Origin of the sequence: Streptomyces sp. DH41 (assembly GCF_029813785.1) — a bacterium.
Lineage (GTDB): Bacteria > Actinomycetota > Actinomycetes > Streptomycetales > Streptomycetaceae > Streptomyces.
The window spans coordinates 19,996-42,290 of the sequence record NZ_JARVKY010000013.1 but is presented as its reverse complement, the minus strand read 5'-3'; the positions used below and the strand labels follow the sequence as shown (position 1 = coordinate 42,290).

22 protein-coding genes are annotated in these 22,295 nt (G+C 72.9%); 9 read left to right on the top strand and 13 right to left on the bottom strand.

Going from position 1 to position 22,295, the window contains the following annotated elements; translation table 11 throughout:
• Positions 1 to 49 precede the first annotated feature (49 nt).
• Positions 50 to 838, bottom strand: a complete 789-nt coding sequence (locus tag QC283_RS21495) for a lysophospholipid acyltransferase family protein (protein ID WP_279563382.1) — start codon at positions 836 to 838, stop codon at positions 50 to 52.
• Between the two features lie 280 nt (positions 839 to 1,118).
• Between QC283_RS21495 and QC283_RS21490 the strand changes: the two genes are divergently transcribed.
• Positions 1,119 to 1,922, top strand: a complete 804-nt coding sequence (locus QC283_RS21490; RefSeq protein WP_279563235.1) for an alpha/beta hydrolase — start codon at positions 1,119 to 1,121, stop codon at positions 1,920 to 1,922.
• Positions 1,915 to 2,589 (top strand): hypothetical protein, encoded by a 675-nt coding sequence (locus tag QC283_RS21485; RefSeq protein WP_279563234.1) that lies wholly within the window; start codon positions 1,915 to 1,917, stop codon positions 2,587 to 2,589. Before QC283_RS21490 ends, QC283_RS21485 begins: the two co-directional genes overlap by 8 nt.
• A 50-nt stretch (positions 2,590 to 2,639) precedes the next feature.
• Here the strand turns inward: QC283_RS21485 and QC283_RS21480 are convergent, their stop codons facing one another.
• The 6 genes from QC283_RS21480 to QC283_RS21455 all read right to left on the bottom strand — a co-directional run bounded on the left by QC283_RS21480 (position 2,640) and on the right by QC283_RS21455 (position 8,115).
• Complete coding sequence (locus QC283_RS21480) at positions 2,640 to 3,392, bottom strand: endonuclease/exonuclease/phosphatase family protein (RefSeq protein WP_279563233.1); 753 nt, start codon at positions 3,390 to 3,392, stop codon at positions 2,640 to 2,642.
• A 177-nt stretch (positions 3,393 to 3,569) separates the two neighbouring features.
• Positions 3,570 to 4,523, bottom strand: a complete 954-nt coding sequence (locus tag QC283_RS21475) for an ROK family glucokinase (RefSeq protein ID WP_279563232.1) — start codon at positions 4,521 to 4,523, stop codon at positions 3,570 to 3,572.
• Positions 4,524 to 4,578: 55 nt separating this feature from the next.
• The gene (locus QC283_RS21470) at positions 4,579 to 5,166 is read right to left on the bottom strand and encodes a DUF5304 domain-containing protein (RefSeq protein ID WP_279563231.1); all 588 of its coding nucleotides are present in this window, start codon (positions 5,164 to 5,166) and stop codon (positions 4,579 to 4,581) included.
• A gap of 57 nt (positions 5,167 to 5,223) precedes the next feature.
• Positions 5,224 to 6,405, bottom strand: a complete 1,182-nt coding sequence (locus QC283_RS21465; protein WP_279563230.1) for an ArsA family ATPase — start codon at positions 6,403 to 6,405, stop codon at positions 5,224 to 5,226.
• A 314-nt stretch (positions 6,406 to 6,719) separates the two neighbouring features.
• Positions 6,720 to 7,160, bottom strand: coding sequence for an SRPBCC family protein (locus QC283_RS21460; RefSeq protein ID WP_279563229.1), 441 nt, complete (start codon positions 7,158 to 7,160; stop codon positions 6,720 to 6,722).
• Between the two features lie 157 nt (positions 7,161 to 7,317).
• Positions 7,318 to 8,115 (bottom strand): metallophosphoesterase family protein, encoded by a 798-nt coding sequence (locus tag QC283_RS21455; RefSeq protein WP_279563228.1) that lies wholly within the window; start codon positions 8,113 to 8,115, stop codon positions 7,318 to 7,320.
• Positions 8,116 to 8,425: 310 nt separating this feature from the next.
• Between QC283_RS21455 and QC283_RS21450 the strand changes: the two genes are divergently transcribed.
• Positions 8,426 to 10,222 carry an AMP-dependent synthetase/ligase gene (locus tag QC283_RS21450; RefSeq protein ID WP_279563227.1) on the top strand — a complete coding sequence of 599 codons (1,797 nt, stop codon included), beginning with the start codon at positions 8,426 to 8,428 and terminating at the stop codon, positions 10,220 to 10,222.
• A gap of 177 nt (positions 10,223 to 10,399) precedes the next feature.
• On the opposite strand, the gene QC283_RS21445 is transcribed toward QC283_RS21450, so the two are convergent.
• Entirely contained in the window at positions 10,400 to 11,542 is a 1,143-nt protein-coding gene (locus QC283_RS21445; RefSeq protein ID WP_279563226.1) for a glycosyltransferase family 4 protein, read from the bottom strand.
• 120 nt (positions 11,543 to 11,662) lie between these two features.
• On the opposite strand from QC283_RS21445, the gene QC283_RS21440 reads away from it, so the two are divergent.
• Positions 11,663 to 12,934: a glycosyltransferase 87 family protein gene (locus QC283_RS21440; RefSeq protein WP_279563225.1), complete on the top strand. Its 1,272-nt coding sequence runs from the start codon at positions 11,663 to 11,665 to the stop codon at positions 12,932 to 12,934.
• On the opposite strand, the gene QC283_RS21435 is transcribed toward QC283_RS21440, so the two are convergent.
• The 5 genes from QC283_RS21435 to QC283_RS21415 all read right to left on the bottom strand — a co-directional run bounded on the left by QC283_RS21435 (position 12,891) and on the right by QC283_RS21415 (position 18,351).
• Positions 12,891 to 14,084, bottom strand: a complete 1,194-nt coding sequence (locus QC283_RS21435; protein ID WP_279563224.1) for a hypothetical protein — start codon at positions 14,082 to 14,084, stop codon at positions 12,891 to 12,893. The genes QC283_RS21440 and QC283_RS21435 overlap by 44 nt on opposite strands.
• Positions 14,085 to 14,140: 56 nt before the next feature.
• Entirely contained in the window at positions 14,141 to 15,172 is a 1,032-nt protein-coding gene (locus QC283_RS21430; RefSeq protein WP_279563223.1) for a C40 family peptidase, read from the bottom strand.
• Between the two features lie 246 nt (positions 15,173 to 15,418).
• Positions 15,419 to 16,471, bottom strand: a complete 1,053-nt coding sequence (locus tag QC283_RS21425) for a C40 family peptidase (RefSeq protein WP_279563381.1) — start codon at positions 16,469 to 16,471, stop codon at positions 15,419 to 15,421.
• Between the two features lie 231 nt (positions 16,472 to 16,702).
• Positions 16,703 to 18,046 (bottom strand): NYN domain-containing protein, encoded by a 1,344-nt coding sequence (locus QC283_RS21420; RefSeq protein WP_279563222.1) that lies wholly within the window; start codon positions 18,044 to 18,046, stop codon positions 16,703 to 16,705.
• 65 nt (positions 18,047 to 18,111) lie between these two features.
• Complete coding sequence (locus QC283_RS21415) at positions 18,112 to 18,351, bottom strand: hypothetical protein (RefSeq protein ID WP_279563221.1); 240 nt, start codon at positions 18,349 to 18,351, stop codon at positions 18,112 to 18,114.
• 156 nt (positions 18,352 to 18,507) lie between these two features.
• Here QC283_RS21415 and QC283_RS21410 point away from each other — a divergent pair, with 156 nt between their 5' ends.
• The 5 genes from QC283_RS21410 (at position 18,508) to QC283_RS21390 (ending at position 22,278) form a co-directional block, all read left to right on the top strand.
• Positions 18,508 to 19,386 carry a rhomboid family intramembrane serine protease gene (locus QC283_RS21410; RefSeq protein ID WP_279563220.1) on the top strand — a complete coding sequence of 293 codons (879 nt, stop codon included), beginning with the start codon at positions 18,508 to 18,510 and terminating at the stop codon, positions 19,384 to 19,386.
• Between the two features lie 111 nt (positions 19,387 to 19,497).
• On the top strand, positions 19,498 to 19,779 hold the full coding sequence (locus QC283_RS21405; protein ID WP_279563219.1) for an Lrp/AsnC family transcriptional regulator: 282 nt from the start codon (positions 19,498 to 19,500) through the stop codon (positions 19,777 to 19,779).
• A gap of 91 nt (positions 19,780 to 19,870) precedes the next feature.
• Positions 19,871 to 20,185 (top strand): small secreted hydrophilic protein, encoded by a 315-nt coding sequence (locus tag QC283_RS21400; protein WP_279563218.1) that lies wholly within the window; start codon positions 19,871 to 19,873, stop codon positions 20,183 to 20,185.
• Positions 20,106 to 21,596 carry a sensor histidine kinase gene (locus QC283_RS21395; protein WP_279563217.1) on the top strand — a complete coding sequence of 497 codons (1,491 nt, stop codon included), beginning with the start codon at positions 20,106 to 20,108 and terminating at the stop codon, positions 21,594 to 21,596. Before QC283_RS21400 ends, QC283_RS21395 begins: the two co-directional genes overlap by 80 nt.
• A gap of 19 nt (positions 21,597 to 21,615) precedes the next feature.
• Entirely contained in the window at positions 21,616 to 22,278 is a 663-nt protein-coding gene (locus QC283_RS21390; RefSeq protein ID WP_279563216.1) for a response regulator transcription factor, read from the top strand.
• Positions 22,279 to 22,295 lie beyond the last annotated feature (17 nt).

Here is a 22,295-nt window from a genome sequence, read left to right as displayed (position 1 = left end):
GCTGCCTGGTCCGACCGCACCCCTGTCCGGCCGCTGCCCCGTCCGGCCGCTACCGGTCGTCGGCGGGGCGGTCCTGCTCGGCCGCCGCCTTCTCCTTGGCGGCCTGTTCCTTCTCCGCCTGCGCGAGCGCGGCCTTCGCTGCCTTGCCCGCCTCCTTCTCGGCCTTCGCCGCGTCCGCGATCTGCCGCTTCATGGCGGTCGCGTACATGTCGACGTACTCCTGGCCGGAGAGCTTCATGATCTCGTACATGACCTCGTCGGTCACGGCGCGGAGCACGAAGCGGTCGTGCTCCATCCCCTGGTAGCGGGTGAAGTCGAGGGGCTTGCCGATGCGGATGCCGGGCCGCATCAGCTTCGGCATCACCTTGCCGGGCGGCTGGATCTTCTCGGTGTCGATCATGGCGACCGGGACGACGGGCGCGCCGGTGGCGAGCGCCACGCGCGCGAGGCCGCCCGGCTTGCCCCGGTAGAGCCGGCCGTCCGGGGAGCGGGTGCCCTCGGGGTAGATGCCGAACAGCTCGCCCCGCTCCAGTACCTCTATGCCGCTCTTGATGGCGGCCTCGCCCGCGCCGCGTGCCCCGGAGCGGTCCACGGGCAGCTGGCCGACCCCTTTGAAAAAGGCGGCCGTCAGCCTGCCCTTGACCCCGGGGGTGTTGAAGTACTCGGCCTTGGCGATGAAGGTCACCTTGCGGTCGAGGACGGCGGGCAGGAAGAACGAGTCGGAGAACGACAGGTGGTTGCTCGCCAGAATGGCGGGGCCGTCGGCCGGGATGTGCTCCAGGCCTTCCACCCAGGGCCGGAAGGCGAGCTTCAGCGAACCCCCGACGGTGACCTTCATGGCGCCGTACAACAAGCGAGTGCCTCCTGTGTCTGTGGGTCAGACCTTAGGGTCTGCCCGGCGGATCACGCCGCAGACGCGGGTTCTGACGAGGCGCCGTGGCTGACCTGCGGCCTGCTCCACCGGACAGACCCTATCCCGGGGCACCGTCAATGGCCCCGACGGCCCTGGTCGGTGTCAGTGCGGTCGCGTACGGTGAAGTTCCCGCAAGTACCGCACCCGCATGTACCGCACCCGACGTGCCGGCTGTGCCGGCCCCCTGACGACAGGAGACCGAGACGTGCCGGTCCTGCCCGGAGCCGAGCCGTTCCGCCACGAGGGCGGTGAGGTCGGCGTCCTCCTCTGCCACGGGTTCACCGGGTCCCCGCAGTCGCTGCGCCCCTGGGCCCGGTATCTCGCCGCGCGCGGTCTGACCGTCGCGTTGCCGCTGCTGCCCGGGCACGGCACGCGCTGGCAGGACATGCAGGTCACCGGCTGGCAGGACTGGTATGCCGAGGTGGACCGCGAGCTGCGTGCCCTGCGGGAGCGGTGCGGGCGCGTCTTCGTGGCCGGCCTGTCCATGGGCGGTGCGCTGGCGCTGCGGCTCGCGGCCAAGCAGGGGGACGCGGTGTCGGGCGTCGTGGTCGTCAACCCGGCGAACCGGATGCACGGGGTGGCCCAGCACGCCCTCCCGGTCCTGCGTCACCTGCTGCCCGCGACGAAGGGCATCGCCAGTGACATCGCCAAGCCGCTCGGCACGGAGCTGGGATACGACAGGGTGCCGCTGCACGCGGCGCACTCGCTGCGCACGTTCTTCCGTCTCACCGACGGCGACCTGCCGCAGGTGACGCAGCCGCTGCTGTTGCTGCGCAGTCCGCAGGACCACGTGGTGCCGCCGGCCGACTCGGCCCGCGTCCTCGGCCGGGTGTCCTCGACGGATGTCACGGAGGTCCTGCTGGAACAGAGCTACCACGTGGCGACGTTGGACCACGACGCGGACCGGATCTTCGCGGAGAGTGTCGCGTTCATCGGCCGGCTCGCGCCCGGTTCCGTCAGGGAACCGGAGCCCGGTCTCGGCAAGGAAGGGACGGCCGCAGGTGGCTGAGTACGACTCCGACCGCGAGGAACGCGAGGAACGCGAGAAGCGGGACCTGGAACGGGGCCTGGGTGGGGACCTGGGACGGGACGTGGCGCGGGAGCGGGAGCACCGCGAGGGACGGGAGGGCCCGGTGGACCGCGGGCCCGAGGAGCAGGGTGCGCCCTTCGACGAGGACGCCGCGTGGGACGCGATCGTCGCCGGTTACGGGGACGAGCCGCCGGACCCGCCGGGCGCGAAGCCGTTCAAGTCGGTGGAGGACCTGGCGCTCCTGGAGCCCGAGACCAACGACGACAAGCCCGGGGCCGACCGGCCCGCCTCGGCCCGGCCGCTGGGCGGCTCGGTCGCCTTCGCCCCCGGCGTCGGTCCCGGTCCCCGCGACCACACGCCGGCCGAGCCGTCGGACGACGACTTCGGCGAGGACGACGAGGGCCACTTCGTGCCGCCCGAGCCGCCGCCGCTGCCGGAGGGGGACACCACCGCGAAGTTCGCGTGGCTGGGAGTGCTCGGCGGGCCCGTCCTGCTGCTGCTGGCGGTGGTGCTCGGCTGGGACATGAGCTGGTGGCTGACGACCGCGAGCATCGGCGGCTTCCTCGGCGGCTTCGCCACCCTGGTCATGCGGATGCGGACGGGCGACGAGGACGACGACGACCCGGGGCGGGGCGCGGTGGTCTAGGGAGTGCCGTTCGGACACCCCCCTGGGCAGTGTCAGGGGGGTCCGGCGGATCAGCTCGCGCAGGCGGGCACGCGGAGGGCGGTCAGGACCGGGAGATGGTCCGTGGCCGCCCTCAGGTCGTCCTCGGCCACCCCGGGCAGGCCCACCGGCACCCCGCAGCCCAGTACCTCGACGCCCTCCGTGACGAAGACCGCGTCGATGCGCCGGTCGGGGGCGGCCGGGGAGAAGGTGTACTCGCCGCCCCAGGGTGCGGCGGTCCAGCAGTCCCGCAGGCCGTCGCCGAGCCGCCGGAAGGTGCGGCCCCCTGGGCGCTCGTTCAGGTCGCCGCCCGCCACCGCGTGCGTCACACCGAGCCCGGCGAGCCGGTCGAGGAGCAGGCCCGCCTGCTCGTACCGCTCGTCCGCCCGCAGTGACAGGTGGCAGCTCAGGACGCCGAGGCGGGCCCCGCCGATCCGGACCACGGCGGTCGCGAAGCCGCGGCGGTGCTGACCGGGGGTGAGGGGGAGCAGCACGTCCTGAGTGCGCTCGACGGTGGCGCGCAGGGAGCACAGGAGCGCGGGCCCCGCCGCGGTGCCGCCCCCGGAGAGGAGGACCAGCCCGGAGGCGGCGGCGAGCCGGGTGAGCTTCTTGCGCCAGCGGAAGAACCGGGGGGCCTCCTGGAGGAGGACCAGGTCGGGAGCGCAGGCGGCGATCACCCGGGCGAGGGCGTCGGTGTCGTCGCGCATCGAGCGGATGTTGTAGCTGAGGACCCGGACGACGGCGGAACCGTCGGATTCGGTGCGGGAGTTGGGGAGCGGCTCCATGTGGATCAATGTACGCCCCACAGCGTCGCTGTACGTCCACAGCGTCGCTGTACGTCCAACAGCTCGGGGCGCGAGGTCTGCGGGCGACCGCCGGTCGTGGCCGGCTCGTCGCGCACGCGGCCGGGCCGCGTGTTCACAGAGTCCCGCGCCCCTCGGGAGCGTCGGAGCGCCGTACGCCTACATGATCGGGTCGGGCTCCCGGGCCAGGTCGGCCGCGCCCACCAGACCGGCCTTGTTGCCGAGCTGGGCGGCGACCACGTCGGCGACCGGGCGCCAGTTGCCGCCGACCAGCCACCGCTTGTACGACTTACGGATCGGGTCGAGCACCAGGTCGCCCTCGTCGGAGAGGCCGCCGCCCACGATGAAGGCGGACGGGTCGAAGAGGGAGGCCAGGTCGGCGAGGCCGGCGCCGGCCCAGCGGGCCAGCTCGCGGTAGGAGTCGACGGCGACCGGGCAGCCCTGGCGGGCGGCGACCGAGATGTGCTTGCCCTCGATGCCGTCCGGCGTGCCGTCACCGAGCGCGAGCAGCACCTCGGCGCGCTCGGGGGTGGCGTTGGCGCGCTGCTTGGCGTAGCGCACGAGGGCGCGGCCGGAGGCGTACTGCTCCCAGCAGCCCTGCGAGCCGCAGCCGCACAGCAGGCCGTCCGGCACCATACGGATGTGGCCGAACTCGGCGGCCACGCCGAAGTGGCCGCGGCGCAGCTTGTTGCCGATGATGATGCCGCCGCCGAGGCCGGTGCCGAGGGTGATGCAGATGACGTTGCGGTGGCCCTTGCCGCCACCGAACTTGTACTCGCCCCAGGCCGCGGCGTTGGCGTCGTTCTCCACGACGACCGGGAGGCCGACGCGGGCCTCGACCTTCTCCTTGAGCGGCTCCTGGCGCCAGTCGATGTTGGGCGCGAAGTAGACCGTGGAGCGCTGGCGGTTGACGTATCCGGCGGCGCCGATGCCGACGCCGACGATCTCGTGACCCGCGCGCGCGCCCTCCACCGCGGAGGCGATGGCGTCCACGATGCCCTCGGGCGTGCCCGGGGTGGGCACCTTGTGGGTCGAGAGGATGTTGCCTTCCTCGTCGACCACGCCCGCCGCGATCTTCGTGCCGCCGATATCGACGCCGATGGTGAGTCCCATGAATCCCTCAGTTTCGGTCGAGCCCCGCTACGGCCAACCGTACCCGAGGGCGGTGTCAGTCCAAGTCGATGCGCTGGCCCGGGCCGGTGCCCTCGTCGCCGTCGTCGCGTCCTTCGTCGCGTCCGGTCTCGCGTCCGGTGTCGCTCTGGCCGTCGCGCGGTTCGTCCAGGTCACGAGGGTCGCGGGGGTCGTCCGCGGAAGTCCCGGGAGCTCCGGAGGCCCCGGTGGTCCAGCGGCTCTCCTGGTTCTGGACGGCGGAACGGTAGGCGGCGAGGAGTTCACCGCCGGCGGCCGCGAGGTGGTCGAAGACGTCCGGGTTGCGCTCGATGACCGGTTCGACGGCGGCCTTGGCCTGCTGCACGACCTGCCGGACCACCTGCTGGGCGGCCGGCCCGGCGACCTGGCCGAGCAGCGGGGACTGGAGGCCGGACAGCTTGTCCGCGACGGTGTCGACGAGCCGGCGCAGCTCCTCGGCGGCCGAGCCGGGCGGTGGCCCGTACTCGGCACGGCGGCGGGCCTTCTCCGCCTCCAGGTCCTCGGCGCACGCCGTCGCCCAGGCGTCGGCGTCGGTGGCACGCACCTCGTCGACCGCGTCGGCCTCGTCGGGGCGAGCGGCCTCGGACGGGGGGAGCTCTTCACTCATGACGGACTCCTGACTACGGCTCGTCCTTACGACGTTACCCGAACGGGTGCGGCGCGTTCAGCGGCTCTGCGGCCACAGCCGCGGGTCCGGCGTGAACCGGACGGCGAGGACGCCCTCGCGCAGGGCGGCCCCGGCGACGGTGCAGCGGCGCAGCGCCGACGGAAGCGGAACGATCCGGCGGAACGGCCCGGCGGTGACGACCAGTTCGTCACCGCGGCGGATCAGATCGAGTTCGTCGCGTATGGCGCCGGGCAGCGGGATGTGCCAGACCAGCACGCCGTCCTCGGCCAGCCGGTCGGTGACGGGCCACTCGACCGGGGTGACGTCCGGGTTGACGCCCGGTGCGGCGAGCGCGGCGAGGTCGTCGGCGCCGCGCGGGTCGCGCCCGAGGTGGGCGACGGTGCGGACGTCGTACGTGCCCTGCCACTCCTCCAGTGCCTTGCGCTGCTGGGTGAGGGGCCCGGTGAGCCAGCTGTCCGCCGGGGTGTCCTCGGGCAGGACGCGGTTGGCGACCAGCAGGTCGGTGCGCAGGCCGCGCAGGGCGAGACCGAGGGTGGCCGAGCGGACGGCGTCGGCGCCGGCCGGGCCGGGTTCGGCGACCAGCCGTACGACGGTGTTCCGGTCGGCGAGGACGGCTTCGGCGGCGGCGAGTTCCAGGTCCCAGCGGGCGGCGGCCTCGTACAGCGCCTCGGCGGGCATGGGGACGCCGGCGAGCCGGCCTAGGACGGGGCGCAGGGCGCGGGCCGCCTGCCGCTCGGGCGGGAGGAGGCGGCGCAGGTAGCGGCGCAGTTCCTCGGGCAGGGCGAGCAGGGCGAGGGCCCTGGGCGCGGCCGGCAGGTCGACGACGAGGAGTTCGTGGTCGTCGCGGCCGTCGGCGAGGGCGGCGTCGCGCAGGGCGCGCAGCAGGGCGAGTTCGTCGGCGCCGGGCAGGGGGGTGAGTTCCTCGGGGTCGAGGCGGGCGGCGCCGAGGAGGTCGAGGGCGGAGGCGGCGCGGTCCTGGAGGGCGGTGAGGCCGTCCCGGAAGCCCTGGGCGGGGTCGGGCCGCCAGACGGTGAGGCGGGGCTCGACGGTGCTCGGTGCGGGGCCCGTGCGCACTCCGAGCACGGCGCCGAGGCTGTCGTCGCGGTCGGCGCCGAGGAGGAGGGTGCGGGTGCCCCGGCGGGCGGCGGCGAGCGCGGTGGCGGCGGCGACGGTGGTACGGCCACTGCCGCCGGGGCCGGTGATCAGGATGGTGCGCATGGGGGTGAACGGTACCCGCGTGGGCGGGGGGTGACGCGGTCGCGAGTCCTCGGGTGCGGTTGCCTCGGCGCGGGGTGCCTCGGAGATACGGGGCACCCGGCGTCCCGGGCACCGCACGGCGTGACGCGGCCCGGCGCTGGCCGGGTGCCTCCCCCGCTCTCGGCTTCGCTCGAGCGGGGGCACCCCCACCGCCCACCCGTGCCGCCCCTGGGGGTACCTCCCAGGCCGTTCAGGCACTGGGGGAGGCACGACTGCCCGCAGCTCGGGGGGGGGGGGGAACTACTCACGCCTGCCCGCAGCTGGGGGGGCGGGAGCTACTTCTCGCCCGACTCCACTCGCTTCTTCAGGCCTGCCAGGGCGCGGTCGGTGATGACCTTCTCGGCCTTGCGCTTGATCATGCCGAGCATCGGGATCTTGACGTCGACCGTGAGCCGGTAGGTGACCTCCGTGCCCGTGCCCGCCGGCCGGAGCAGGTAGGAGCCGTCGAGGGAGCGGAGCATCTGAGACTTCACCAGCGTCCAGGACACCTCGTGCTCGCCGGTCCAGGTGTACCCCAGCGTCTGGTCGTCCTTGATCGCCCCGGCGTCCATGACGAGTCGGACCTGCTCGGCACGCCCCCGCGCGTCGGTCGCGAGGACCTTCGCCTCCTTCACCTCGCCGGTCCAGTCCGGGTAACGGGCGAAGTCGGCGATCACCGCCATGACGTCGGCCGGTGCCGCCTCGATCATGATGCTCGAGCTGGTGTGTTCCGCCATCGCTGTGGCTCCTCCAGATGCGGGCCGGTACTGAGGTGGTCGTGCGCCGTCGTGCGCACGTGTGCCGCGTGCAGGCTATCGCGCACGGGCAGGGCGGATGTCACCACCTACCTGCGCAAGTCCGGCTCCCGCCCGGCCGCCCCGGGCGCGCCCCCGCTCACCACTGAAGGACCCACGGCCGGCCCGTCGACGCGAAGTGCCCGACGTTCACGCACTCGGTCGCCCCTATCCGCATCCGCCGTACCAGCGGCTGGTGCACGTGCCCGAACAGGGCGTAGCGGGGGCGCGTGCGGCGGATCGCGTCCAGCAGCGCGCGGCTGCCCCGCTCGAAGCGCCGCGCCACCGTGTCGTAGACCAGTTCCGGCACCTCCGGCGGGATGTGCGTGCACAGCACGTCCACCTCGCCGACGGCCTCGATCTTCGCGGCGTACTCCTCGTCGCCGATCTCGTACGGCGTGCTCATCGGGGTGCGCAGTCCGCCGCCGACGAAGCCGAAGACCCGGCCGCCGATCTCCACCCGCTGTCCGTCGAGCACGGTCGTGCCGGGGCGGGCGTACTCGTGCCACAGGGGCGGCACGTCGACGTTGCCGTAGGTGGCGTACGTGGGGGTGGGGAAGGCGGCGAACATCTCGGCGTACTGCTTGCGCACCGCCCCCTCGATCAGTGCCCGCCGGTCCCCGCCGACGCCCGCCCACAGCCGCGCCTGGAACTCCCGCGCCTGCGTGAAGCGGCGGGCGGTGCGCAGCTCGACGATGCGGTCGGCGTTGGCCGTGCCGAACAGGTCGGGGAAGATGCCGCGCGAGTGGTCGGCGTAGTCGAGGAAGAGGACCAGGTCCCCGAGGCAGACCAGGGCGTCGGCGCCCTCGCCGGCCCTGGCCAGATCGCGGACGTTGCCGTGGACGTCGCTGATCACGTGGACGCGGGTCGTCGTATTACCGGCGGGTGTGGGTGCCATGGCGATCAAGCGTAAGCAGCGCGTGCCTCTTGTGAACAGTAGCGGTCGGACCTGCGGTTACTGGCTGGTCGGTTGATCCGTCGACTACTGTGCGCAAAGCAAACCCCTTCCGTGTGACGCAGCGAACATCTCGCGGGGACCCCCTGTCGGAGAAGCCATACCGGCGGGTAACGTCCGGGCAGTCCATTCGTGCTCTGGATTTCAACATGTGAATCCCGCATGAGTTGTCCTCAGCACTTGCCCGAGCCTTGGACCGCACCGTCGCATCGCACAACGTCGTGGCGCCGGCGCCTTATGAGGAGCAGCAGTCTTGCGCGAGTTCAGCCTTCCGGCTTTGTACGAGGTCCCCACGGACGGAAACCTGACCGACATCGTCCGGAGAAACGCCGCGCAGCACCCGGACGTCGCCGTCATCTCCCGCAAGGTGGGAGGCGTGTGGCAGGACGTGAGCGCCCGCGACTTCCTCGCCGAGGTGTGCTCCGCCGCGAAGGGCCTCATCGCCTCCGGTGTCCAGCCCGGCGACCGGGTCGGGCTGATGTCCCGTACGCGCTACGAGTGGACCCTGCTGGACTTCGCGATCTGGAGCGCGGGCGCGATCACGGTGCCGGTGTACGAGACCAGCTCGGCCGAGCAGGTGCAGTGGATCCTCGGTGACTCGGGCGCCACGGCGTGTGTCGTGGAGTCGGCCGGGCACTTGGCCGCCGTCGAGTCGGTGCGCGAGCGGCTGCCCGCCCTCAAGCACGTCTGGCAGATCGACACCGGGGCCGTGGAGGAGCTGGGGCGCCTGGGCCAGGACGTCACGGACCGGACCGTCGAGGAACGCGGCTCGATCGCGAAGGCCGACGACCCGGCGACCATCGTCTACACCTCCGGCACGACCGGCCGTCCCAAGGGCTGTGTGCTCACCCACCGCAGCTTCTTCGCCGAGTGCGGCAACGTCGTCGAGCGGCTGCGTCCGCTCTTCCGCACGGGCGAGTGCTCGGTCCTCCTCTTCCTTCCCCTCGCGCACGTCTTCGGGCGCCTGGTGCAGGTCGCGCCGATGATCGCGCCGATCAAGCTGGGCTGCGTCCCCGACATCAAGAACCTCACCGACGAGCTGGCCGCGTTCCGGCCCACGCTGATCCTCGGCGTGCCGCGCGTCTTCGAGAAGGTGTACAACTCGGCGCGCGCCAAGGCGCAGGCCGACGGCAAGGGCAGGATCTTCGACAAGGCCGCCGACACGGCGATCGCCTACAGCAGGGCCCTGGACACCCCGTCCGGCCCGTCCCTCGGTCTGAGGATCAAGCACAAGGTCTTCGACAAGCTCGTCTACGGCAAGCTCCGCACGGTCCTCGGCGGACGCGGCGAGTACGCCATCTCCGGGGGCGCCCCGCTGGGCGAGCGCCTCGGCCACTTCTTCCGCGGCATCGGCTTCACGGTCCTGGAGGGCTACGGCCTGACCGAGTCCTGCGCGGCCACCGCCTTCAACCCGTGGGACCGGCAGAAGATCGGCACGGTCGGCCAGCCGCTGCCCGGCTCCGTGGTGCGCATCGCGGACGACGGGGAGGTGCTGCTGCACGGCGAGCACCTGTTCAAGGAGTACTGGAACAACCCGGACGCGACGGCCGAGGCGCTGGCCGACGGCTGGTTCCACACCGGTGACATCGGCACCCTCGACGAGGACGGCTTCCTCTCGATCACCGGCCGCAAGAAGGAGATCATCGTCACCGCCGGCGGCAAGAACGTCGCCCCGGCCGTGATCGAGGACCGCATCCGCGCGCACGCGCTGGTCGCGGAGTGCATGGTGGTCGGCGACGGGCGGCCGTTCGTGGGCGCGCTGGTCACCATCGACGAGGAGTTCCTCGCCCGCTGGTGCGCGGACAACGGCAAGCCGGCCGGTTCGACGGCGGCGTCGCTGCGGGGGGACGCGGATCTGCTCGCCGCGATCCAGTCGGCCGTCGACGACGGCAACTCGGCGGTCTCCAAGGCGGAGTCGGTGCGGAAGTTCCGGGTGCTGTCCGCTCAGTTCACCGAGGAGTCGGGGCATCTGACGCCGTCGCTGAAGCTGAAGCGGAACGTGGTGGCGAAGGACTACGCGGACGAGGTCGAGGCGATCTACGCCAAGTAGCGGCGCCTTCCGGGGTGCCCCTTTGCCGCCGTGGGCGGGTGCGGGTGCGCCGTGGGCGAGTGCGCCGTGGGCGGGTGCGCCGTGGTTCCTCGCGCCCACGCGGCGGAGCCGCATATGAGCACGGCCCCGCGCCCCTCATGGGCGTGCCGGCCCTGCCCGTTCTCAAGGCGCCCCGTGCTACAGCAACGCCTTCAGGCGCTCCGCCAGCAGGTCCCAGCGCCACTTCTCCTCGACCCACGCCCGGCCCCGCTCTCCCATGCGGCGGCGTAGCTCGGCGTCGCCCAGGAGCGTGACGAGGCGGTCGGCGGCCTGTTCCTCGTCGCCGCCGCGTACGACCCATCCCGTCTCTCCGTCGAGCACCGCGTCCGGGGCGCCGCCCGAGTCGCCGGCGACGACGGGCAGGCCTGTCGCGGAGGCCTCCAGGTAGACGATGCCGAGGCCCTCGACGTCGAGGCCGCCCCGGCGGGTGCGGCACGGCATGGCGAAGACATCGCCGGCGCCGTAGTGCGCGGGCAGCTCGGACCAGGGGACGGCGCCGGTGAAGTGGACGGAGGCGGCGACGCCGGTGTCGGCGGCGAGGCGGCGCAGGTCCTTCTCGTAGGGGCCGCCGCCGACGATCAGCAGGACGGCGTCGGGCTCGGCGGCGAGGACGCGCGGCATGGACCGGATCAGCGTGTCCTGCCCCTTGCGCGGCACCAGCCGCGAGACGCACACCACCACGGGACGCTCGGAAAGTCCGAGCCGGGCCCGCACCTCCTCGCCACCGCTGTCCGGGTGGAAGGTCTTCTCGTCGACGCCGGGCGGCAGCTGCGTCATCCGGGCGGCGGCCTCGGGCGTCAGCGCGCCGGCGATCCGGGAGCGGGTGTACTCGCCGAGGTAGGTGATCGTGTCCGTGGACTCCCCGATCCGGCGCAGCAGTCGCCGGGCCGCGGGCAGCTGGGCCCACCCGGCCTCGTGGCCGTGGGTGGTGGCGACGAGCCGCTCGGCCCCCGCCCTCCGCAGCGCCGGCGCCATCAGGCCCAGCGGCGCGGCCGCCCCGAACCACACCGACGTGCACCCGTGCTCGCGCAGCAGCCCGACGGCCCGCCGGGTCGCGCCCGGCGTGGGCAGCAGCATCGTCGTACGGTCCCGTACGACGGTGAAGGGCTGCTCGGCGTCGAAGGCGGCGGTGGCCCGGGCGCCCTCCTGGCCGCGTTTCCAGGTGGAGGCGTAGACGACGAGGCGCTCGGGCTCCAGCCGCAGCGCCATGTTGTGCAGGAAGGCCTGGATGCCGCCCGGACGGGGCGGGAAGTCGTTCGTCACGATCAAGGTCTTGCGCACGCCGCCGACCCTACCGAATCCGCCGCACGGGCCGGGGCCCGGCCGCGTCCGGTGGCAGACGCGCAGGTGCCCGGGTCACCATGGGCCCACCGGCACGAGACGCGGACGGGCGGGGAGCAGGTGGACGAGACGGCGGGCGCGAGACGGTCACCGGTGTGGCTGCCGGTGGTCTGGGGCGCCACGCGGCTGGTGCTGCTGCTGTTCGTGCTGAAGGTGCTGGTCTTCCCGGGGCCGGACGTCACCGGTGACGTGTCCGTCATCTACCGGGACTGGTACGAGGTCCTGCGCACAGGAACGTTCCCGCTGGACGACGTCACCTGGCAGTACCCGCCCGCCGCGGCCCTCGCGATCCTCTCCCCCGCGCTGCTGCCCTTCCTCTCGTACCCGACGGCCTTCTTCGCCCTGGCCTGTGCCGCGGACCTGGCCGTCCTCGCGCTGCTGTGGCGGGCGGGCCGCGGTGGCGGCCGCTCCTCGCGTGGCGCGTGGGTGTGGGTGGTGGGCGTACCGCTGCTCGGGCCGACGGTGTACGCCCGCTACGACGTGATGGTCACCGCCGTCGCGGTGGCGGCACTGCTCGCCGCCGGCCGGCATCCGCGCGTGGCGGGGGGCCTGGCGGCGTTCGGGGCGCTGCTGAAGGTGTGGCCGGCGCTGGTGCTGATCGGGATGCGCGGGCGCGCGCCGTGGGTCGCCGCCGCGCTGAGCGGTGCAGGGCTGGCGGCGCTGTTCGCCGTGACCATGCCGGGGGCGTTCGCGTTCCTGACGTTCCAGCGCGAGCGGGGTACCGAGGTGGAGTCGCTGGGCTCGCTGGTCTTCCATGTCGGCCGGCACTTCGGCTGGGACGGCGAGGTGCTGCTCAACTACGGCTCGGTCGAGTTCCTCGGCCCGTACGTGGGCACGGTGAGCACGGTCGCCCTCGTACTCACCGCCCTGGCGCTGGGCTGGCTGCTGCTGTGGCGGCTCGCGGCCTCGCGCTTCGCGGCGCACACGGCCGCGGACGCGGCCTTCGTGGCGGTGCTGGTGTTCACGGTCACGAGCCGGGTGATCAGCCCGCAGTACATGGTGTGGCTGATCGGCCTCGCGGCGGTCTGCCGGTGCTTTCGGGCGAGCCGGATGCGGGTGCCGGTCGCCCTGGTGCTGACGGCGAGCCCGGTGACGGCGCTGGAGTTCCCGGTCTTCTTCGCCCGGGTCGTCGCCAGTGACCCGCTCGGCATCGCGCTGCTGTCCGTCCGCAACGGCCTGCTGGTCACCGCGGCGCTCGTCGCGGCCCACGCCCTGTGGCGCGACACCGCGCCGCGCGGGCACCCCGAGCGGCCCGGTCGGTCCGGGCGCGCCGGACGGTCGGGGCGGCTCAGTCGAACTCCGCCCGCAGATACTCCCGCCACCGCGCCGTGAAGTCCTCCGGCTCCGTCCCGAGCACCTCGTTCATCGCGTCCTCGACCGCACCCGCGCGGTCGTCGTGCGCGCCCACGGCGCGGTAGAAGGCGTCCAGGCGGTCCTCGCCCCACTGGTCGGCGATCATCCGGCAGGCCAGCCAGCCGCCCTCGTAGGCGCGGGCGAGCTCGTCCGCGTCGGCGGTGAAGCCGAAGTCCTCGTCGGTCGGCAGCCCCGCGGGGAGCCGGCCCTCCCGGACCGCGCCAGCCGTCTCGGGGGCGGCCTGGGCGGGGGTACGGCCGCTGTCGCGGTAGCCGGCCCAGTCGGCGTAGCCCTCGGACAGCCACAGCGGGGTGGCGGCGGTGGTGTCGGCGCGGGTGGCGACGTGGGTGGTCTCGTGGGTGAGCACGACCTGCTTGCCGAGGCTGCCGAGCAGCCCGTACGCGTCGGGGTTGACGATGATCCGGTCCGCCGGGGCCCGCTCCCGGCCGCCCGTCTCGCCGGTGGTGACGGCGGCGATGCCCCGGTAGGACGAGGCGGGGGACCCGAGCAGGCCCGCCATCCCCTCCAGCGACTTCGGGACCAGTACGACGACCCGGCGGGCCCAGTCGCCGTCCCAGGCGTCCGACACGGCGGGCACCGCCCGGTCGGCCAGGTCCGCGTAGCCGCGCAGCGCCCCTGTGGACTGCCCGACGCCGAGCACGAGGCTGTGCGTCCCCCGGACGACCTCGACCACGCCCTGGTCCCACGGCTGCTGGCCGGACTCCTTCGCGGGCCTCTCGGAGTCGACGGACCACCGCCCCTCCGGGCCGTCCCTGCTCAGCCGCACGGTGCGGGCGGCGGTGACGGGGCCCCGGTCGTAGCCCTCGACGCGGTAGCGGAGTTCGACGCCGGCGGTGGCGGTGTCACCGGTGCGGTCCACGTCGGTCACCCGGTACGACCACGCGGCCAGCGGCACCGCGCTCAGGTTGTCGAAGCCGACGCCGGTGCCCGTGCGCGCGTAGGCGGTCCGGTCCTGGTCGAGGACGGCCGCCGCCCGCCGGTCCAGCACCCGCTGCACCTGAGCGCGGGCGGGGTCGGCGGCGGTCCGGCCGCCGCAGGCCACGAGGGAGACGAGCAGCAGGCACAGCGCCACCACCGAGGAACCCGACACCCGCGTTCGACCAGCCATCTTCCCGATCGTACGGGCGCCGGACCGCCGGGGGCAGGGGACCGGGGAGGCGAAGGTCAGACCCGGGTGACCGAGGAGACCGGCATCATGCCGACCGGGTCGTAGCGCACGGGCGCGCCGGGATAGGGCGCGTGGATCACCTGGCCGTTGCCGACGTACATGCCGATGTGGCTGGCGTCGTCCCGGTAGGCGACCAGGTCCCCGGGTCGCGCCTGGGCCAGGGACACCCGCTGCCCGGCGCCGGACTGCGCCTGCGAGGTGCGCGGCAGGCCGATGCCGGCCTGGGCGTACGACCACTGGGTCAGGCCCGAGCAGTCGAAGCCGGTGGGCCCGTTGGCGCCCCAGACGTAGGGCTTGCCGAGGGCGGAGCGGGCGGCGGCGACGGCCGCCGCCGCGCGGCCGGAGGCGGGAGCGGCCTCGCCGGGACCGGAGCCCGGACCGGCACCGGTCAGGTCGGTGCGGCCGGAGCGGGAACCGCGGTCGTAGGCGGCGCGCTCCTCGTCCGGGAGGGCGTTGAGCAGCTCGCGGGCCTTGGCGAGCTTCTGCTCCACGGTCTTCTTGTGGGCGGCGACGGCCTTGCGGCCCTTCTCCAGCTCGGTGAGTTTCCGGCCGGCCTCGGCGCGGTCCTGGGCGAGGTCGACCATGGCCCCCTGGAGCTTCTTCAGCTCACCGGCCTGGTGGGTGGTGATCCGGTCGAGCACGGAGGCCTTGTCCAGGTAGTCGTCCGGGTCGGCGGAGAGCAGCAGCGCCAGTGACGGGTCGATGCCGCCGGAGCGGTACTGGGCACCGGCGAGCGAACCGAGCGCGTCCCGCATGGTGTTGATCCGCCCCTGCTGCCGCGCGATGTCGTCCTGCGCGGCGCTGACCTCCTCGCGCAGGGCGTCGGTGCGCGCGTCCGCCTTGTTGTAGGCCTCGGTCGCCTGCTCCGCCTCCGTGTGGAGCCGGTCCACCTCCGCCCGCCGGTCGTCGTGCGGGGTGGCCGTGGCCGGTACGGCGCCCAGGACTGCGGCGGCGACGGACAGCAGGCCGACGGCGGCGACGGCGCCGCGGTCGAACCCGGTTGGTGCAAGGCGGCGATGGGACCCCACGGGAAGCCGCACTCCTTCCGCTGGCGGACAGGGAAACGCGGCAGACAGTAACCCCGTGGCGGGGCACCGGCCAACGACCTCGGGGGCCGCGCAGCACGACGCCCCGCCGCTGACGCAGGTCACCGGCGGGGCGGGGGGTCAGAAGGCCGTGCCGTGATTCGCCCGAACGGGCGGTACGACGAGGACGACTTCGGATCGTGTGCGGGGTGCGGGGCAGGCCTGCCCGTCGGGTTCGGCGGCCTCGGGTCAGACCCGGACGCCGAACATGAACGGGCCGCCGATGGTGCTCATCGACTCGTAGCGGACGACCGTGCCGGTGCGCGGCGCGTGCAGGACCTGGCCGTTGCCGGCGTAGAGGCCGACGTGGTGCAGGTCGTTGAAGAAGAAGACCAGGTCGCCGACCTGCAGCTGGCTCATCGAGGAGATGCGCGTCCCGGCGCCGGTCTGCGCCTCGGAGGTGCGCGGGATGCCGACGCCGGCCTGGGCGTAGGCCCAGGAGGTCAGACCCGAGCAGTCGAAGGAGGACGGGCCGGTGGCGCCGTAGACGTAGGGCGTGCCTATCTTGCTCTGGGCGGCGGCGAAGGCGGCGGCGGCCCGGCCGGAGGCGGGCTTCCCGGAGGGGGTCCCGGAGCTGGAGAGGACCTCGCGCTCGCTGCTGCGGGTGGAGCGCTGCTCCTCCTGCTGGAGGGCCGCCTTCTCCGCCGCGGTGAGCGTGTTGAGCAGCTTCTGCGCGGAGGAGAGCTTGCCCTGGACTTCCTTCTTCTTCTTGCCCAGTTCGGTGCGGGTGGAGGCGAGGTCCTTGAGCTTCTCGCCGGCCTCGGCACGCTGCTGGGCGAGGTCGCGCTGCTTCTCCTGGACCTTCTTCAGCGTCTCGACCTGCTGACCGCTGAGCTGGTCGAGCGCGGAGGCCTTGTCCAGGTAGTTCTCCGGGTCGGCCGACAGGAACAGCTGGAGGGAGGGGTCGATGCCGCCGGAGCGGTACTGGGAGCTGGCCATCGAACCGAGGCCGTCGCGCAGCTCGTTGAGCTCCTCCTGGCCGCGGGCGACGTTGTCCTGGATGGTGGAGATCTCCTTCTGGAGTTTCTCCTGCTTCTCCTTGGCTCCGTTGTACTTCTCGGTGGCCTGCTCGGCCTCCGTGTAGAGCTTGTCGACCTTGGCCTTGACCTCGTCCTTGCTCGGCTTCTCGCTCGGAGCGGCGTTGGCGGCCTGCGAGCTGAGAGCGACGGCGGCGGCGGCAGCGGTGGTGAGCACGGTCACACGCGTGCGGCTCGGCTGCTTGGGACGACGGTGGGACGCCACGGAGACGAGCTCCTTCTTGAGAGGGATCACCCGTTCGAGGGTTCGATGGCTGACCCTAGTGACCCACTCGTGATCAGTTCAAATCCTCCGCCGAAAAAGGCCGGTTACGCACCGCATTCTTTGCCACAACTCACCTGCGGTGACCCTCTCCTGACGCTACGTTGCGTGACGGTTCCGTCAATTGGGGCATAGAGCCCCTACGTTGCGCTTGGGACGGAAGTGACGCAGAGGCTAGGAAAGCCGCTTCAGGAGCACTACGGACGCCACCGGCCGCGCGCCCGCCCGGGCCACGCCGTCGGCGACCTCCCGGTCGGTGGAGACGACGATGACGGGTCGGCCCGGCGGTTCGGCCCGCACCAGCTGGCGGATCAGCTCGTCGGCGGTGATGCCGGGCTTGGAGAACAGCACCCGCACCCCGCGCGGCGGCGCGAGCAGCACCGGCGCCGCCAGTTCGGCGCCGTCGAAGACGCAGGTCATCTCGGCGCCGGTCTGCGCGGCGAGCTGGGAGAGCTGGCCGAGCAGTCTGAGCCGCTGCTTCTCCAGCGGCATCTGCGGATAGCCGGTCTTGGTGACGTTGTAGCCGTCGACGACCAGGTGCGCCTGCGGCAGTGCGAGCAACTGGTCGAGGATCGCGGGGTCGTTCTCGGACAGGGCGCGGGCGGCGATGTCCTTGGGGGTCATCCGGCCGGGCTCGACCGCGTCCACCGTCTCGGCGGGCCGCACCGACACCGGGGGCAGCGCGAGTTCCCGGCGCAGCCCCTGCGTCGCGTCCAGCAGGGTGTCCAGCAGCAGCCGCACCCGCATGTCCTCGACGCTGCGTCCCTCGCGGGCAGCCTTGCGGGTGGCCTCCAGGGCGGCCTCCGCCTCCCCGAGCCGGGTCTTGAGCCGCCGGGTCTCGCTCTCGGCGGCGGACACCTGGGCGTGCCCCTCGGCGCGGACGGCGTCGATCTCGGACCGGATCCTGCGCAGCGCGGCCTCACCGCGCTTGACGTCGCTGAGGGCGGAGCGCAGCTTGCGGTGCAGAGACTCGCCCTCCTTCTTCGCCGCGTCCAGTTCGGCGCGCAGCCGCTCGGTCTCGGTCCTGGTGTGTTCCCGGGCCCGGGCCAGCTCCTCGTGCAGCCGCTCCAGTTCCGCGCGGCTCTCCTCACCGGCACGCTCGGCGTCGGCGCGCTGCGCCTCCTCGCCGGCGGCGGTCACCAGCTTGACCCAGCCGTGCGGTCGCAGCACGTAGGCCGCCGCCGCCACGTCGAGCGGGTCCGCGGCCGGCGGCGGGGAACCCGCGTCCAGGGCGCCGGCCAGTTCGGCCTGGGCCTCCCGGAGCTTCTCGCCGATGCGCTGGCGGAACAGGGGGTCGCTCTCCACGGCGGCGGCCATGGCGTTGCCGGCGAACTTGGCCCTGCGGTTCGGGGTGAACCGGGCGTACTGTCTCAGCTGTGCGGGCAGTTCGCCGAGGGTGAGTCCGCCGAAGCCGTCGGACACGATCTGCACGACCCTGCGGCGTACGCCGTCGGGCAGCGGCCGGTCGAGCACCTCGGCGGCGCCGTCGCCCGGCTCCCCGCCCTGTGTCTCCACCATCCGTCACCCCAATGCCTCTGCGCGATCCCGCTCGGGATCACCTCATGCGGGGGCCGCTCCCGTCATCAGGAGGCGGCACCCGGCCTGTCCACGAGTTCCACCTGGTCCACGGCGTTGCACCAGCGGCACCGCACCGACTCGATGGTCTCACTGAGTACCTCGCGCTCCTCGACCTTCGGCTCACCGGCCAGATCGAGGTGCACGTACTCGACGACCTTCGAGGCCCGGGTCACGTCGAAGCGGGTGAGGTTGCCGCAGAGGGTGCAGCGCCACCGCGTCGTGTCGGTCGGCTGGGGAACCGTCATCGTGGCTGTTCGCTCTCTTCCGGTGTCGGTGACCCGCCGGTCTTCCCGGCGCGTGTGGCTCGTAACCCTACGGCCTGGCGGGTACCCGACGCCCGCGTGTCCACGGCGGCGAGGCGGCCTGGGCGGTTGCGTCCCGTTACGTCATGCTCTGTGTACATGATCCGCAACTGGCGCACGGCGGCCCTCGGCACGGTCAGGACGCTCGGCACGGCCCGCACGGCCCGCACGGCCCGAGGCCGGTCCGCGCCGGTGACGTACGGGCTGATCACCCTGTGCTGCCTGCTGTTCCTGCTCAGCCCGGCGGCGGGTCTGAATCCGGCGTACGGCACCGGGGAGGAACTGCTGGCCGCGCAGCGCGCCCACTTCCGGCGGTGGGGCGTGATCCCCGCAGAACTGTTCGAGGACTCCCCCGGGTCCGCGCTCACCCCCGCCACGGCACTGTTCGTCCACGGCAGCTGGGTGCACCTGCTGGGCAACATGCTCTTCCTCTACGTCTTCGGCGCGATGACCGAGGAACGGATGGGCCGGCTCCAGTTCGCCCTGTTCTACCTCGGCTGCGGCTACCTGGCCCTGCTCGGCTACGCGGGGGCCAACGCCCACTCCCAGCAGTCCCTGGTCGGCGCCTCGGGGGCGATCTCCGCGATCCTCGGTGCGTTCCTCTTCCTCTTCCCGCACGCCCGGGTGACCAGCCTCCTGCCCTTCCTCTTCTTCCTGCCGCTGCGCTTCCCCGCCTGGGTCGTGCTGCCGTTCTGGGCGGCCCTGCAGTGGCTGGCGGCGGGGCAGGCCGGCGACGGCCCGGGGGTGGCGTACCTCGCACACCTGGTGGGCTTCGGGCTGGGCTTCGTCTTCGCGTGGGTGCGGTTCGGGCGTACGACTAGAGCCTGCCCGGCGGACCAGGCCGCGGGTAAGCAACGGAAGCCTGTCCGCGCCGGTGAGCGGGGTCTGGTGCGTGCAGCTGCAAGGCGGAGGAGGGAGTCGACGCGGAGCGATGGGGGCCCCTCCCGCTCGAGCGAAGCCGAGAGTGGGGGAGAGTGACGACAACGCCGCAGATGTGTGTGCCAGACCCCGCGCCCGCGGCATGGTCCGCCGGGGAGGCTCTAAAGTGAAGAGCGTTCCAGTGGCGGCCCCCGAGGGAGAGAAACAGCCGTGATCAGCGCGATCGTCCTCATCAAGACCAGCGTGGACCGGATCCCAGAGATCGCGGAGCAGATCGCCGCGCTGGAGAGCGTCAGCGAGGTCTTCTCCGTCACCGGCACCTACGACCTGATCGCCATGGTGCGGGTGAACGAACACGAGGACCTGGCAGAGGTCATCCCCGGCCGGATCAGCAAGATCCCGGGCGTGGAGGGCACGGACACGCACGTGGCGTTCCGGACGTACTCACAGCACGACCTGGAGGCGGCGTTCGCCATCGGGCTCGACAACTGACGACCGGTACCGACGTCCGGCGGACGCTGATGAAGAGTTCTTCATCGCGGACTCATCCGGGACGACGGGTACCGGGCGCAGGATCGGGGACATGGTCTTCTCTCGCCGGATGGCGGCCCTGGCGGCCGTCGTCCTGATCCCGCTCGGCATCGCCGCGACCAGTTTCGCCCTCACCGACAGTCCGCAGGAACCCAAGGTCCCGGCCAAGGTGGAGCTGGAGAGCGGCTCCCCGACGCCGACCCCCACCTCCTCCTCGCCCGCACCGACGCCCAGCGACCAGGTGGTGACCCGGCCACCGGTGACCGACAGCCCTCCGGATGACGACGATGACGACGACCGAGGCCAGGACACCAGGGACACCGGGGACGACTCGGGCGCCGACGACGGATCCGGCGACGACGGCTGACCGCGAGCGCCGCCGGATCTCGGCCCGTGTCCGCATCCTGCTCTGGCTGCTGCTCGTGATGGCGGTCGCCCTCGCCTCGGTGGCCGCGACCACCCGGTCGATCCTGCTGCACGACACCGACCAGCGGATCAACGGCCTGCTCGCGCAGGAGGCCGGCGAGTTCGCCAACTTCGAGGAGCAGGGCTTCGACCCGGAGACCGGCCGCCCGTTCACCGACCCGGGGCGGCTGCTGCGGGTCTTCCTGGAGAGGCAGTACGCCGACCTGGACGAGGAACTGGTCGGCCTGGTGGGCGAGAAGGGCAGCAGGCCCACCCAGATCATCCAGCAGCGCGAGATCCCGGTCGCCCTGCCCCTGCACAAGGACGCCGACGCCAGGCGCCGCATCTACGCCTCGCCCGACTCCACCGGCACCCTGGAGCGGCCGCAGGGGGACATCCGCTGGGCCAAGGTCACCGTCGCCCGGTACGGCGGCGAACCGGCGGCCGCGTTCGTGGTCGCCTTCCATCCCGGGCGGGAACAGGCGCGCGCCAACGAGGTGTTCCGCGTCCTGCTCGCCATCTCCGGAGTCGCCCTGCTGATGACCACCGGCATCGCCTGGGTGGTCGCGGGCCGGATCCTCAAACCGGTCCGGCTGGTGCGGACCACCGCCGCGCAGCTCACCGAGCAGGACCTGACGCGGCGCATCCCGGTGCACGGACACGACGACGTGGCCGCGCTCGCCGAGACGTTCAACGCCATGCTCGACCGGCTGGAACGCGCCTTCGCCACCCAGCGCCGGTTCGTCGACGACGCGAGCCACGAACTGCGCACCCCGATCACCATCGTCCGCGGCCACCTGGAACTGATGGGCGACGACCCGGCGGAACGCGAGGAGACCGTCCGCCTCGTCACCGACGAACTGGACCGGATGAGCCGCATCGTCGAGGACCTGCTGCTGCTCGCCAAGGCCGAACGCCCCGACTTCGTCACGCCCGAGCCGGTCCAGCTCGCCGAACTCACCGCCGACGTCTACGTCAAGGCCCGCACCCTCGGCGACCGGGACTGGGTGCTGGACGGGGTCGCCGACCGCGAGGCCCGGCTGGACCCCCAGCGGATCACGCAGGCCATGGTGCAGCTCGCGCAGAACGCCGTGCAGCACACCACCACCGGCCAGACCATCCGCATCGGCTCCCGCGCCGACGGCACCCGCGTCGAGCTGTACGTCGCCGACTCCGGGCCCGGCGTCCAGCCGCAGGACGCCGAGGTCGTCTTCGAGCGGTTCCGGCGCGGCACGGCCCGGCGCGGGGCGCGCGGGAGCGGTGCCGGGCTCGGACTGTCGATCGTCAAGGCGATCGCGGAGGGCCACGGCGGGCGGGTCGCCCTGCGCACCACCGAGGGTGGCGGCGCCACCTTCGTACTGACACTGGACTGACTCCGGAAGAGGCACGCCCATGAACCGCATCCTCATCGTCGAGGACGAGGAGCGCATCGCCTCCTTCGTCGAGAAGGGCCTGCGCGCCAACGGCTTCACCACCACCGCCGTCGCCGACGGCGACGCCGCCTACGAGTACGCCCTCACCGGCGGCTTCGACCTGGTCGTCCTGGACATCGGGCTCCCCGGCCGGGACGGCTTCACGGTCCTGCGCGAGCTGCGCGAGTCCCGGGTGACGACCCCGGTGATCGTGCTGACCGCGCGGGACTCCGTACGGGACACGGTGGCCGGCCTGGAGGGCGGCGCCGACGACTGGATGACCAAGCCGTTCCGGTTCGAGGAACTGCTCGCCCGGGTACGGCTGCGGTTGCGTACGGCGGCCAGGGCGCCCGAGGTGACGGTGCTGAGGTCGGGCGACCTCTCCCTGGACCTGCGTACCCGCCGGGCCCGTGCCGCGGACCGGCTGGTGGACCTGACGGCCCGTGAGTTCGTGCTGCTCGAGCTGTTCCTGCGGCATCCGGGACAGGTCCTGTCCCGGGAGCAGATCCTGTCGCACGTGTGGGGCTACGACTTCGACCCCGGCTCCAACATCGTGGACGTGTACGTGCGGGCGCTGCGCAAGAAGCTGGGGGCGCAGCGGGTGCAGACGGTACGGGGCATGGGGTACCGGCTGCCGGGCTGACGTACGTATCGGCCCAC